At 65.7% G+C, this 13,334-nt stretch carries 11 protein-coding genes and 1 pseudogene; 7 read left to right on the top strand and 5 right to left on the bottom strand.

The window, feature by feature from the left end:
- Nucleotides 1-24: 24 nt before the first annotated feature.
- Nucleotides 25-1,212 carry an ammonium transporter gene (locus HDG39_RS22265; protein ID WP_184008688.1) on the bottom strand — a complete coding sequence of 396 codons (1,188 nt, stop codon included), beginning with the start codon at nt 1,210-1,212 and terminating at the stop codon, nt 25-27.
- A 432-nt stretch (nt 1,213-1,644) separates the two neighbouring features.
- Between HDG39_RS22265 and HDG39_RS22270 the strand changes: the two genes are divergently transcribed.
- Nucleotides 1,645-3,402, top strand: coding sequence for a sensor histidine kinase (locus HDG39_RS22270; RefSeq protein WP_184008690.1), 1,758 nt, complete (start codon nt 1,645-1,647; stop codon nt 3,400-3,402).
- A gap of 42 nt (nt 3,403-3,444) precedes the next feature.
- On the opposite strand, the gene HDG39_RS22275 is transcribed toward HDG39_RS22270, so the two are convergent.
- Together HDG39_RS22275 and HDG39_RS35655 are read right to left on the bottom strand one after the other, a co-directional pair.
- On the bottom strand, nt 3,445-3,768 hold the full coding sequence (locus tag HDG39_RS22275; protein ID WP_184008692.1) for a hypothetical protein: 324 nt from the start codon (nt 3,766-3,768) through the stop codon (nt 3,445-3,447).
- A 65-nt stretch (nt 3,769-3,833) separates the two neighbouring features.
- Nucleotides 3,834-3,982, bottom strand: a pseudogene (locus HDG39_RS35655) (SDR family NAD(P)-dependent oxidoreductase); the annotation flags it as partial.
- A 130-nt stretch (nt 3,983-4,112) separates the two neighbouring features.
- Between HDG39_RS35655 and HDG39_RS22280 the strand changes: the two are divergent.
- The 4 genes from HDG39_RS22280 (at nt 4,113) to HDG39_RS22295 (ending at nt 8,867) form a co-directional block, all read left to right on the top strand.
- Nucleotides 4,113-4,577 carry a BCAL1086 family glycoprotein gene (locus HDG39_RS22280; protein WP_184008844.1) on the top strand — a complete coding sequence of 155 codons (465 nt, stop codon included), beginning with the start codon at nt 4,113-4,115 and terminating at the stop codon, nt 4,575-4,577.
- A gap of 90 nt (nt 4,578-4,667) precedes the next feature.
- Entirely contained in the window at nt 4,668-5,117 is a 450-nt protein-coding gene (locus HDG39_RS22285; protein ID WP_018418385.1) for an Rrf2 family transcriptional regulator, read from the top strand.
- 179 nt (nt 5,118-5,296) lie between these two features.
- Nucleotides 5,297-5,944, top strand: coding sequence for an NAD(P)-dependent oxidoreductase (locus tag HDG39_RS22290; RefSeq protein WP_184008694.1), 648 nt, complete (start codon nt 5,297-5,299; stop codon nt 5,942-5,944).
- Nucleotides 5,945-6,062: 118 nt separating this feature from the next.
- Nucleotides 6,063-8,867: a mechanosensitive ion channel family protein gene (locus HDG39_RS22295; RefSeq protein ID WP_184008696.1), complete on the top strand. Its 2,805-nt coding sequence runs from the start codon at nt 6,063-6,065 to the stop codon at nt 8,865-8,867.
- Nucleotides 8,868-8,898: 31 nt separating this feature from the next.
- Here the strand turns inward: HDG39_RS22295 and HDG39_RS22300 are convergent, their stop codons facing one another.
- Nucleotides 8,899-9,567 carry a cysteine dioxygenase family protein gene (locus HDG39_RS22300; protein ID WP_184008698.1) on the bottom strand — a complete coding sequence of 223 codons (669 nt, stop codon included), beginning with the start codon at nt 9,565-9,567 and terminating at the stop codon, nt 8,899-8,901.
- Nucleotides 9,568-9,705: 138 nt separating this feature from the next.
- Between HDG39_RS22300 and HDG39_RS22305 the strand changes: the two genes are divergently transcribed.
- Both HDG39_RS22305 and HDG39_RS22310 read left to right on the top strand, forming a co-directional pair.
- Complete coding sequence (locus tag HDG39_RS22305; RefSeq protein WP_184008700.1) at nt 9,706-10,191, top strand: Lrp/AsnC family transcriptional regulator; 486 nt, start codon at nt 9,706-9,708, stop codon at nt 10,189-10,191.
- Between the two features lie 286 nt (nt 10,192-10,477).
- A complete protein-coding gene (locus HDG39_RS22310; RefSeq protein ID WP_184008702.1) occupies nt 10,478-10,687 on the top strand; it encodes a hypothetical protein in 210 nt (69 codons plus the stop codon).
- A 19-nt stretch (nt 10,688-10,706) separates the two neighbouring features.
- On the opposite strand, the gene HDG39_RS22315 is transcribed toward HDG39_RS22310, so the two are convergent.
- Complete coding sequence (locus tag HDG39_RS22315; RefSeq protein WP_184008704.1) at nt 10,707-13,223, bottom strand: FUSC family protein; 2,517 nt, start codon at nt 13,221-13,223, stop codon at nt 10,707-10,709.
- Nucleotides 13,224-13,334: the final 111 nt, after the last annotated feature.

The raw sequence follows: 13,334 nt of genomic DNA on the forward strand, positions 1-13,334 counted from the left end.
GTTTCCTGCGAGCGCCGCCCTCGCTCACTCCGGCGTTGCCGAAATCTTGTGAATCGACAGATCGGCGCCGTTGTATTCCTCTTCCTGGTCGAGGCGCAGACCGACCGTCTTGCGGATCACGCCGTACACGACCGTGCCGCCGAGCCCCGACACGACGATTCCGCCGAGCGTGCCGATGACCTGCGAGGCGAACGACACGCCCCCCAGCCCGCCGAGCGAATGGATGCCGAAGATCCCGGCCGCGATGCCGCCCCATGCGCCGCACAGACCGTGCAGCGGCCACACGCCGAGCACGTCGTCGATGCGCCAGCGGTTCTGCACGCAAGTGAACATATAGACGAACAGCGCGCCGGCGATAGCGCCCGTGACCAGCGCGCCGAGCGGATGCATGATGTCCGAGCCCGCGCACACCGCGACGAGCCCGGCGAGCGGGCCGTTGTACGTGAAGCCCGGGTCGTTGCGGCCCGCGAACCACGCGCTCAGCGTGCCGCCGACCATCGCCATCAGCGAATTGACCGCGACGAGGCCGCTGATCTTGTCGAGCGTCTGCGAGCTCATCACGTTGAAGCCGAACCAGCCGACCGTCAGCACCCATGCGCCGAGCGCGAGAAACGGAATGTTCGACGGCGGATGCGCGGCGATACCGCCGTCGCGGTGATAGCGACCGTGGCGCGCGCCGAGCAGCAGCACGGCCGGCAACGCGACCCAGCCGCCGAACGCGTGCACCACCACCGAGCCCGCGAAGTCATGGAACGGCGCGCCGAAAGCCTGCGTGAGCCAGTCCTGAATGCCGAAGCGGTCATTCCACGCGATGCCTTCGAAGAACGGATAGATGAACCCGACCAGCACGAACGTCGCGAACAGCTGCGGATTGAACTTGGAGCGCTCGGCGATGCCACCTGACACGATCGCGGGAATCGCGGCGGCGAACGTCAGCAGGAAGAAAAAGCGCACGAGCGCATAGCCGTTGTGCTGGGCGAGCGTCGCCGCGCTGTCGAAAAACTGCACGCCGTATGCGATCGTGTAGCCGATGAAGAAGTACGCGATCGTCGAGACCGCGAAGTCCACCAGAATCTTGACCAGCGCATTCACCTGATTCTTCTTGCGCACGGTGCCAAGTTCGAGGAAGGCGAATCCCGCGTGCATCGCCAGTACCATCGCGGCGCCGATCAAAAGAAACTCGGTATCGGCGCCGTATTTCAGACTTTCCATCGATATGTCCCGCTTATGCCAAAAAAGGTGCGCTATGTGAGCAAGAAGCGGGCCAAAGTTGTGCTGATCGCGTCGACACGGTGCGAACTGGCACCGGGATGGGAATCTATGGATTTTGAGCCGTGGGCCGTCTGAGCGTGCAATGCACCTGAACAGAGAAGATAGGCACATAAGTAGTGCATAAATCGACGCCCTTACGCAGAATGACCCAGACGAGGGCGGAATATTCGATTTAAATTACATTTTCATTCGGAATTCCGACGCAGCGAGATGCCGGCCGGGCGCATCGATGCCCATTTCTGGCGCACCGTGCGCGAACAGCAGAAGCTGCCGTCGACGCGTACGTGCCACTGTTTCTTTTCCCGCGCAAACCCCCACATAATGTGCCGACTACGTGCACGATCCGACGGCCAACCCCTCCCATGGGCACGCATGAGACTGACCACTAAAGGCCTGCTTCTGATCGCGATCCCGGCCGTTTTCGAACTCGCGCTGCTCACCGGTGTCGTGAAGGCGCAGGCCGATGCGACGATGGCTGAGCGCTCGGCGATGCATAGCGAGGAGGTGTTGCGCCAGACCACGGAGATTCTCGATCCGGTGCTGTCCGAATCGGTCGCGCTGCGGGGCGCCGTGCTCGCCAACGACGCGCATTTCACCACCCCGATCACCGTATGGATGGATGTCGACCGGCGCATCGACGAGCTCGCCGAACTCGTCGCGGACAATCCGGCGCAGGTCGAGCGCGTGGCCGAAGTGCGCCAGGCGGTGCAGGCGTACCGCCAGTGGTCCGACCGGATCCAGGACATGCTGCACGCCGGGCGGACCGGCGAGATTCTCGCGCGCTTCCACGATCTCGCCCAGGCCGACGTGCTCGATCATTTCCGTTTGGAGGTGACCGCGTTCCAGGCCGAGGAGCGCCGTCTCGATAGCTTGCGCTCGAATGCCGTCGCCGCCGTGCGCGAACGGGAACAGACGCTGATCGTCGCGGCCGCGTTGGGCTCGCTGCTGTTCGTCGCGCTCGCCGTCTGGATGTTCACGCGCGGTGTGCGCGGCCGGCTCGCGCTGCTGTCCGACAACGCAGGCCCGCTCGCCGGCAACGAGCCGCTTGCGCCGCTCGGCGCGGGTAGCGATGAAATCGCGCGGCTCGATCTGACCTTGCACGAGACGAGCCGCCGACTGCTCGAAGCCGAGCGCATCGAAGCTCGCTTTCATGCGGACCTCGAGCGGCGCGCCACCGAGCTCGCGCGCAGCAACGAGACGCTGCGCCAGCAGACCCAGGAAAACGAAATGTTCATCCACAGCGTGTCGCACGACCTGCGCGCGCCGCTCGTGAATCTGCAGGGATTTTCCAGGGAGCTGATTCGCGCAAGCGACGAGTTGCGCGACGCGGTGCGCAACTCGTCGCTCGCAATCGGCACGCGCGAACGGATCGAGCGCCTCGTCGACGAGGACATCGGCGAGGCGCTGCATTATCTGCAGACCGCGGTGCTGCGCGCGTCGCACATCATCGACGCGCTGCTGCGGCTGTCGCGCGTCGGGCGTGTCGAGTACCGGCGCCAGAATGTCGATGTGCGCGACATCGTGCAACGTGTCGTCGATGCGATGCAGGGCTCGATCCGTGCGCGGCGCGCGCGCGTGACGGTCGGCGAACTGCCAGCGGTATGGGGCGATCCGACCGCGCTCGAACAGATCTTCGCAAACCTGATTGGCAACGCGGTCAACTATCTGGACCCGGCGCGCGAGGGCCGCGTCGAAATCGGCACGACGCCTGCGCCGCCGGGCGTGCATTCGCTGCGGATCTTCTACGTGCGCGACAACGGCCTCGGTATCCCGGCGATCGCACTGCCGCGCCTGTTCGCCGCGTTCCAGCGCCTGCACGGCAATGCCACGGCAGGCGAGGGCATCGGCCTCGCGCTCGTGCGGCGGATGGTCGAGCGACATGGCGGCCGCGTGTGGGCGGAATCGAAGGAGGGGGTGGGCACGACGTTCTATCTGTCGCTGCCAGAGGCGGGTGCCGCGGGCGCGAAACCGGCCGCCGCTGGCGCGGCTGTGCTCGCCGCGGCGGGGCCGGCTCCGACGGCGCGCGGTGCGCGTGAGTGCGTGCCGGGCGCTGTGGGGCCAGGCTTGGGCGCAGGGAGCGGGTCGTCCGCGCGTTCGATCGACGCGGTGCGAGGAATCAGCCCGCGGTAGGGGGCGCTCGATCGTGCGGCGCGGACGGCGCTCGCCCGCGAATTAACCGGCGAAAATCCGCCGCGGCTTCAGCAGTCTTCTGCCGCGCACCGACCAGTAGCAACCGCATGCCAGCAGCACCGCGATGACGGCGAACGTTTCGGCCGGTGTTGGCCGAATGCCGGCAAGACCCTCGACGGCAAACAGGCCGTGCGTGACACCGAGCAGTGCCGCCCACAGTGCACACGCGGCCTGCATCAGCAAACGGGTTCCTTTCAGATGCCGAGCGCGGGTGTCGTGCGACCAGGTGGGCAGCCGGCGCGCGCAGAAAAAAACGATCGCCATCAGCATGATGACGAGGGTGACGATCCAGTCGATCAGTTTCATCGAAACAGCACTCCCCAAAAGCAGCCGCCACTATAGGGAGGTGTTTCGCCTGCAACTGTCGGAAGATTCTGAGTTGTGGGGCCAAGGAGACCGAACCCGGCGTTGTTGACCAACACATCGGTGCGGCCGAATTTTCAATCGCGGCCTGCACCGCTACCTTTGCCTGGGCCTCGTTGGTCACCTCCAGCTCCACCGGCAGCAACCCAGCCGACTCCAGCTCCATCAGGTTCGACAGAACCGCGACGAACTCGCCGGGGCGATCCGAAGCGGCCGCGCGGCGCAACGGCGGTATCATGGGCACGTCTTCGCATGTGCGAGCCGCCCGACGCGGCTCCTTCCAGATCATGATTTCATCTCTTTCTTCATCGTTATTGCGCCGCGCGGCGGTCGTGGTCCTCGTGTTCGGCGCGCTGGCCGCGTGCCAGAAGAACGACGCGTCGGCCGGCCAGGTCGCGGGCAAGCTGAACGACGCCGCGCAGCTTGCCGGTCAGAAGCTCGATCAGGCCGCGAGCTACGTCGGCCAACAGGTCAACGCGACCAAGGACGCCGCGCAACAGAACCTCGACTCGGCCTCCGCGCCGTCGCTCAAGATCGACCCGGCCGCGCTCGCGTCGAGCGCGCAGGCCAACGTGCAGAACGCGGCGACCGCGGCCAACGCGCAGCTCGGCAAGGCCGCGTCGATCACGGGCCAGGGCCTCGAAACGGCGGGGCGCAAGCTGCAGGCGTGGTCGGCGCAGAATGCGGGTGCGTCGGCTTCGTCGACTGCATCGACCGATTCCGCCGACGCGCAGAAGCAGATGGATAAATGACCCAGGCCGTTCGATCCGGCTTCGTCGTTTGACTTTAGCGTTATATGTAATTACGATGGTTACACATTGTCGTTTCGGGACGGATCTGCCGTGAACACGAGTAGCCGGTTTGCCTTTGCCGTGCATGTGCTCGCGCTGTTGTCGTTACAGGGCGGCGTGCCGTTGTCGTCGGAGATGATCGCGGGAAGCGTGAACACCAATCCCGCGCTCATTCGCCGGCTTCTTATCATGCTCTCCGACGCCGGCCTCACCACCTCGCAGATGGGCGCCGGTGGCGGCGCGTTGCTTGCGCGGCGGCCGGAACGGATCACGTTGCTCGACGTCTATCGAGCGGTGGAAGACGCGCAGTTGTTCGCGTTGCATCGCGAGGAGCCAAATCCAGCGTGCATGGTGGGACGCAATATCCAGAGCGTGTTGAGCGGGATCATCGACGAAGCGCAGCAGGCAATGGAAGCGACGCTGGCCGCGCGCACGCTCGCCGACGCGACCGCCGACGTGGTCCGCTCGGAGAAGCAGCGCGAGCGCAAGCGCCGTGCTTGAGCGTGCCTTCGCGCGCAAGACGCGTCGGCGGTGAACGATAGAAGCGCAGTGTCGTAGGGCGCGGGTCGAACTATTCCGGCACGCGTGCCAAACCAGGGAACGGGGGAGCGCCCCGCTTTTTTTCACGTTATATGTAACTATAAAAGTTACATATAAGACAACCTGAGGAGTACGCTGATATGAGCAAGCAACTGAAGATCGCCCTGTTTGGCGCGACTGGCATGATCGGTTCGCGGATTGCCGCGGAAGCCGCGCGTCGCGGGCATCAGGTGACGGCGCTGGTGCGCGATCCGGCGCGGGTGCCGGCCGGCGTCGCGAATCTGCATGCGGCGCAGGCCGATCTGCTCGACGCCGCGAGCGTCGGCGCGGCGGTGCGCGGTCAGGACGTGGTCGCAAGCGCGTATGCGCCGCCGCAGGGCGATCTCGCCACGCTGACGCAAGCGACACGCGCGCTGGTCGAGGGTGTGCGCGCGGCGGGGCTGAAGCGCGTCGTCGTGGTAGGCGGCGCGGGCTCGCTCGAAGTCGCACCGGGCAAACAACTGGTCGATACCGACGGCTTTCCGGACGCGTACAAGGACATTGCACTCGCGCACCGCGACGCCTTCGAGTACTACCGCGGCGTGACCGATCTCGACTGGACGTTCTTCGCGCCCGCCGCGCTGATCGCGCCGGGCGAGCGCACCGGCAAGTTCCGCACGGGCGCGAACACGCTGATTGCGGACGCGGACGGCAACAGCCGCATTTCGGCCGAAGACTACGCGATCGCGTTCGTCGACGAAGTGGAGCAGGGTCGCTTCATCCGTCAGATCGCGACGGTCGCGTACTGACGAGCGGCGGTTCGAATTCGCCGGCCGCGCAAGCGTACTAACATTCGGTTACGCATGTTCGGCCGCGCCGGGTGAATCTGCGGCTACACTGGCGTCTGCCGTTTTCTCACGGATTGCCATGCAGCCATGCCCCTCGCGGCGTGAGTCCGAGGCTGCGCCGTCTGGCGGCGGGCAGCAGCCGGCGATTCTCAGCGCCCCCCATCTCTCCTCCGCTCACACCGCTCGCGGCACTGCCAGCGGCGACGCCCGCCCGCGCGCGAGCACAGATGCCGTCGGTTGGTTTGCCGCGCTGCTGTGCGCCGCGCTGATTCTGTGCCTCGGTGCGCTGCCGCGCATGGCGCAAGCCGCGGGCCCCGCGGTCGGCGGCGGCACGCCGGTGATCCCGGCATTGCAGAGCCTGATCAACAGCGCGACGGTGAACGCGACGCCTGCGTCCGCGGCATCGGGGGCGTCGGTGCCCGAGGCGGCGTCGGCGCCGTCGCCCGCGAGCCAGGCGGAGCTGGCCCGCTCGCTCGACAGCGTGATCGCCACACTCGACAACGACCGCCAGCGCAGCGCGCTCGTTGCCCAGCTGAAAAAGCTGCGCGACGTATCGCAAAGCGCCGCGCAAACCGTCGGGCCACCCGCGCCCGCGTCCGCGCAACCTAGCCCGGGCCTGCTCGGCGCGATCGCCTCGGGTATCGCGTCGTTCGAATCCGACGTGCATCAGGGCCGCACGCCGGTGCGCTACTGGAGCGGGCGCGTGACCGCGGCCGGCAACGAGCTGTACACGATCGTCTCGGGCCAGGGACGCGAGGGTGTCGGCACGATCCTGTTGGCGATGCTGGGGATGCTGGCCGGCTGGGGCGCCTGTGCCGGCGCGCTGATCTACCTGCAGCAACGGCTGCACCGGCGCTTCGGTGTGGAGCTGGTGCTGCGGCCCAATCCCACCACACGCGAGCTGCTGATCTTCGCGTTGCGCCGCGTCGGTCCGTGGATCATCGCGTTCATCGCGGCGCTGCTGTTCATGCGCGCGATGCCCGATGCGCTCGGCCGCACGCTCGGCATGGTGGTCGCGTATGCGATCGTCGCGGGCGCGGTGTTTTCCGCGATCTGTCTGATCATGTTTTCGCTGTTCGGCTCGGGCCACCGGCGCGTCGCGGTGCGCCTGCTGATCGATCACGCGCGCCGCGTGCTGTTCGTGATCGGCGTGTGCGGCGCGCTCGGCGACGCAGCCGTCAATTACGACGTCGAGCATCAGCTCGGCACCAACCTCGCCGCGCTGATTTCGACCGCGGCCAACATGACGGCCGCCGTGCTGACCGGCTATTTCGCGCTCGCGTTTCGCCGGCCGGTCGCGCATCTGATCCGCAACCGGCCGTACGAACAGCGCAACGACCACAAGGCCGCGACCGATGCGTTCGAGGTGCTCGCCGCGCTGTGGCACGTGCCGGTGCTGCTGCTCTCGGCCGCGTCGGTGGTCGCGACGCTCGGCGGCTCCGGTTCGAGCGAAAACGTGCTGCAGATCTCGATCGTCACCGCGCTGCTGCTGGTGCTGGCGTTCTTCCTGTCGGCGATCGTGCTGCGCATGACGCGGCCGCGCAGCGCCCGCGCGCGGCGCCGCTCGCCGTATCTGACGCGGCTGCTGCGCTTTTGCGGCACCTTGCTGACATTGTTCATCTGGCTGTTTTTCTTCGAATTCGCGGCGCGTCTGTGGGGGGTGTCGCTGGCCGCGGTGATCGAGAGGAACGTGGCGGCGCGCGGCGTCGCGCATGCGATGACGGCGATCGTCGCCACCGTGTTCATCGCGTGGCTGCTGTGGATTCTGGTCGACACCGCGATTACCGAGACGCTCAATCCGGGCAGCCCGCGCAACAAGGCGCGCAGCCCGAGTATGCGCGCCCGCACGATGTTGCCGCTGGTGCGCAACGTGTTGCTCGTCACGATCATGACGATCGGTGGGATCGTCACCGCCGCGAACCTCGGCATCAACGTGACGCCGCTGCTCGCGGGCGCGGGCGTGATCGGGCTGGCGATCGGTTTCGGCGCGCAGTCGCTGGTGACCGACCTGATCACCGGGCTCTTCATCATCATCGAGGACACGATCTCGGTCGGCGACTGGATCGACGTCGATGGCGGGCATGCGGGCACGGTCGAGCATCTGTCGATCCGCACCGTGCGGCTGCGCGACGGGCAGGGCGCGATCCACGCGATTCCGTTCTCGCAGATCAAGATCGTGAAGAACCTGTCGCGCGATTTCGCGTACGCGGTGTTCGAGGTGCGCATGTCGTTCTCGACCGATGTCGACGAGATCACGCAGCTGATTCGCGAAGTCGGCGCGGAGCTGATGGCCGACTTCCGCTACCGGCGCGAGATGCTCGGGCCGATCGAGGTGTGGGGCCTCGACCGCTTCGATCCGAACTGGATGGTCGTCAAAGGGCAGATCAAGACGCGGCCGCTGCAGCAATGGAGCGTCGCGCGCGCGTTCAATTTGCGGCTCAAGCGCAAGATGGACGAGGCCGGCATCGAGATTCCGGTCGCGCAGATGCGGGTGTACACATCGTCGAAGGATAGCGAGGGCGAGCCGCTGCGCGACGATGAGATGACCGGGTTCGTCGCGCCTATGAATGCCGGTGCCGATGACAGCCGGCATGCGCATGGCGAGGCGCAGCAGCGGGCGCGGGACGGCGAGCGCGGCAAAACCCATCAAAGGGCGCATGAACCCACTCGCGAAAGAGACCGCGAGGCGGCGCACGAGTATCCGCGCGAAGCGGAATATGAAGTGGGCGTCGTTGGCCCGTCGGCGCGGGCGTCGACACAGGTGCCGCTTGCGCCCGCGCGTGACGTGTCGCACGAACCGCGTCCGGCGCCGCCGACGACCGGACAGACCGCGCCGATTCCGCCGCAGATTCCGACGGCGGGTGATGTGGGTGGGAAGAATTGAGGCGGGGGTGTGTTTGGGGGCCGTGCAACCGTCAAACCAGTTCCGCCGTGTCGGCCATGCGGACGATGTCGTTCACGTGCGTGGCGATCCGCGCGCCTTCGACGCCATAGACATGCAGCGACACCGCCGGCGCATCACTGCTGTTGCCAAGCCGATGAATCGCAGCACGGCCGCCGCGCACGAACGACACCGCGCCGCGTTTGCGCGTCTGAGCGCGCAGCGCGCTCGCGCATTGATGCGCGTCGTCCCATTCGAAGACCGTTTCGCTCAGCTTGCCCTCGACCACCGCGTAACCGCACCAGGTGTGATGCGCGTGCACGGGGCTCGCCTGGCCGGGCTGCCAGACCAGCGCGGCAATCGCATAGCGGCCTTGCGGATCGGCGATGAGCAGATGGCGCCGATAGGTGGCGGCGGAACCTTCGCGTTGCATCGGTGCGAGCAGCGCCGGGTCGGCGGCCGCCTCGGCGAGCGCGAGCCGCATGGTGCGCGCGAAGAACGTCGAATGCGACGGCTCCGGAAATTTCGAGCAGGCTTCGAACATCGCGTCGAGCGTGTCGCATAGGCGCTCGAGCGGTGTGCGCCCGATCTCGCCCAGCGTTTGGGTCGGTAACGCGGCCGCGTCAAGTCGGGCCGGGTCCGGCAGCGACTTCAGGTAGTCGGGAAGGTGCTCGAAAGCGGTGGCGCGAAGGTCGTCGCTCATGGTTTTATTGCAGCGCGGGCGCTGCTGTTCGGCAATTTTCGGTATCGATATTTATACCGGTTTGCCCGGAGAAAGAGTTTCCATATAATTCCCTCGACCGTCAGAAAAGTAGAATAATTTCCTATTAGAGGTGGTGGTATGAGTATGGATATCATCGATCGGAAACTGCTCGAATTGCTGCAGGCCGACGCGACGATGCCGATCGCAGAACTCGCGCAGCGCGTGAACCTGTCACAGACGCCTTGCTGGAAGCGGCTGCAGCGCCTGAAGGAGGCGGGCGTGATTCGCGCGCAGGTGGCGCTGTGCGACGCGCGCAAGCTCGGGGTCGGAACCACCGTGTTCGTGGCGGTGCGGACGAATCAGCACACGGAGACATGGGCCGCCGCATTTACGCAAGCGGTGCGCGACATTCCAGAAGTGGTCGAGGTCTACCGGATGAGCGGCGAGACCGACTATCTGCTGCGCGTGGTGGTCTCCGATATCGACGACTACGACCGGATCTACAAGCAGTTGATCACGGCCGTGCCGCTGTACGACGTGAGTTCCAGCTTTGCGATGGAGCAGATCAAGTATTCGACGGCGTTGCCGGTGCGGCCGGTTGCGACTGTCACAAATAACGGCTAACGCGCGACATGTGATGGGGCGGTGACGAACGAACGGAACACGGTTCGCTACGATGGCGACGTGGTCGATGCATTTAAGGCGACGGGAGAGCACAGACCAAAATCACCAGCAGCAACACGAGGCAGACCGGGTGCCGCCAGGAGCGCCGCTTGCTGCCTCGACAGTAAACGCGCCACAGCGCATCCATACCGCTCCCCTCGGCTGCAAGCCGCGTGCAAGCCCACTGGGCGTAGAATCCCGCCTTCTCCGACCCATCCGCGACTGCTTCGCGAACCGAGCCCGCTTCATGACCAGACCGCCGCGCAAGAAGAATCCGACCTTTGGCATCTCCGTCTTTATCGTGGCGGCGATCCTGCTGGTGATCGCCACGTTGTTCTATAACGCGATCCGCGAAAAGCACGAGTTCGACAGCCAGCCCACGCAGGTGCCGCCGGTGGCTTCGGAGGCTACTGCGGCGGCCGCCGCGATGAAACCGGCGAGCGGCGCCGCGCAATAACGCCCGCGCGCTTCCTGCTTCATTCCTCCGGCAGCCGGATCATGCTCGCGTCCTTGCGAATCTGCGCGGACGCCGCGAGCATCTGCTTGCATTGATGCGCGAGCAGCTTCGTGTCATGCACGGCATCGGCCGTATAGTCCGGCGATTTCTCCGTTTCGACGACCATCGCATCGAGCTCGCGACTCATCAGTTTGATCTGCTCGCCCTGCTCGGCGGGCAACGCGGTGCCGGCTTCGGCGGCGCTCAGGTTGTCGCGCACGAGGCTCAAAGCGCGCTGCAGCGGCTGTAGCGAGATATCCTCGACCCGTTGCTGCTGTTGCGCGGAAGTGCGCAACAGCGGCGCGGCGGCCGTGATCTGCGACGCGAGCACATGGCTGCGCACCAGCAGACCGTTCAACTCCGGCACGAACTTCTGCGCGGACTTCGGTTCGAGCATCATCCGCTGGAACGCCTGACCGAGATTCGCGAACGCAACGTGAACGTTCTTGCGCGCGAGCCGATAACGGTAATCGCGGTCGAGCGCGGTCGCCGCGGCGGCAGCGGCGGCCGATGCACCGCTTGCCGGGCGCGCGGTCGCGTTGCGGATCGTGGTGGTGTCATGACCGGCCTCGCCCGCGTTCGCCTCGGCATCGGCGTCGGCGACCGGCCGTGCCACGCTGGCGCGCCCAGCGCCGCGCGCACGGACGCCACTCGCCACTTCGGCTCCGGCTCCGGCGACGGCGAGCGCCGGGCCGCCAAAGCCAGTCGCCGGATCCGCCATCGCCGCCGCCGGCGCGCGCGCGCCCGCTTCGGTCACGACCGCGACCACCGCCGCGGCCGGTTTGCCGCTCCACCACCAGCTCGCTTCGAGATACTGCCGCGTCGCTCTGATCATGTTGTTGACGAGCTTGCCCATCAAGCGGTACTCCCAGTACGGGAACAGGTGGCTCGCCGCGATCGCGATCGCGCAGCCGACTACGGTGTCGATCGCGCGCTCGCCGATGATGCGCATGCTGCCCGGCGCGAGCAGATGGAACAGCAGCAGCACATACGATGACGTGAACACGACGCTCGCCGCGTAGTTGAACAGCAGCAGGCTGTAGCTCATCACCATCGACGCGAACATCACGACCATCAGGATGTGCGGCTCCTTCACGAAGATGATCAGCGCGATGCTCGCCGCGCAGCCGATCAGCGTGCCGATGATCCGCTGCCCGTTGCGCTGCTTGGTCAGCGAGTAGCCGGGCTTCAGAATGATCACGGTGGTCATCACGATCCAGTACGCGTTCGTGAGCGGCAGCAGGCGGCCGAGCCAGAAGCCCACGGCGACCGCGATCGTCACGCGCAACGCGTGGCGAAAGCTCGGCGAGGCCATCGTCAGATTCGACAGGATCTGCCCGAATGGCACGCGCCGGCTCGACACGAAGCGGCTCAGCGCCTGGTCGATGCGCAGTTCGGTTTCGGTCGGGCTCGGCTCGGTGGCGAGGCTTCGGCGCATCTTGTCGATCAGCCGCGTGGCGCTCCAGATGCGGCGGAAATTCGACGACACGGCCGAATACGCCTCCGGGTTCTGCGTCGGCAGCTCCTGCTTGCGCATCAGTTCGATTTCATACTCGATCGCGCGCAATTCCGCCTTCACGTTCACGCGCTTGCGCGGCGCCTGATTCTGCAGCACCGCGAGGCCGATCTCCTCGAGATCTTCGGCCGCCTTGCGGATCAGATCGCGATAGAACATCAGCAGATCGGAGCCGCCGAACGTGCTGCGCACGAGCGTGTAATCGGTTTGCGCGCCGACGAACAGCTCGTGCAGATCGACGGTATTGATGAACAGGTTGTACAGCATCGCGCGGCGTGGTTCGAGCTTGCCGCGCTTCAACTTGGGCAGATTGCGCAGCACGATGTCGCGCGCGGCGTCCTGGCGATCGACCGCGGAGATCTGCTTGTCGACGAGGTTGCGATAGCACTCGTCGAGATCGTTGTCGAGATCGTAGAAGGCGGCGCGCGCGAGCAGATAGTCCGCGCACGCGAACACGCTTTCGGCGAGCGCCTGCTGCTCGATCCGATGCATCATCCAGTGGCTTACGAAGGTCGACCAGTACGTGTACCAGAGGCCGCCGAGCAGGATCCACGACGCGTTGACGAGCGCCTGCAAGGGCGTGAAGTGTTCCTCCAGCGTCATGATCATCATGAACAGCGTCGCGAAGCTGATCTGCGGCCAGCGATTGCCGTAGACGACGATTAGCGACAGCACGAACGTGAGCGGCACGACCGTGCACCACAGCGCGATCGGATTGACGGTAGCGAGGCCGGTGGCGAGCGCGGATAGAAAGCCGATCACCGAGCAGGCCAGCATCTCGTTGTGCTTGTACTTGAGCGGCCCCGGCATGTCGACGACGCAGGCGCCGAGCGCGCCGGTCGCGATCGTGAAGCCGAGCTCGCGATCGTGGAACACGATCAGGCACAGGATGGCCGGTAACGACACGCCGACCGCGATGCGCAGGCCGCCATAAAAATACTGGCTATAAAGGAATTTTCTTATTTCGACCGAATAGCGCATCGACTACCTGAATCCATTCACCGAGAAAACCGCAGTTGGAAAGACAGCGCGAAACTGCCGTCGAGTCTAACTGATTTTGCGCGCGTTCTGACCTCGTCCATTCGGCCAGGT

This window comes from Paraburkholderia lebeckiae (assembly GCF_014201005.1).
In the GTDB taxonomy this organism is placed as follows: Bacteria; Pseudomonadota; Gammaproteobacteria; order Burkholderiales; family Burkholderiaceae; genus Paraburkholderia; species Paraburkholderia tuberum.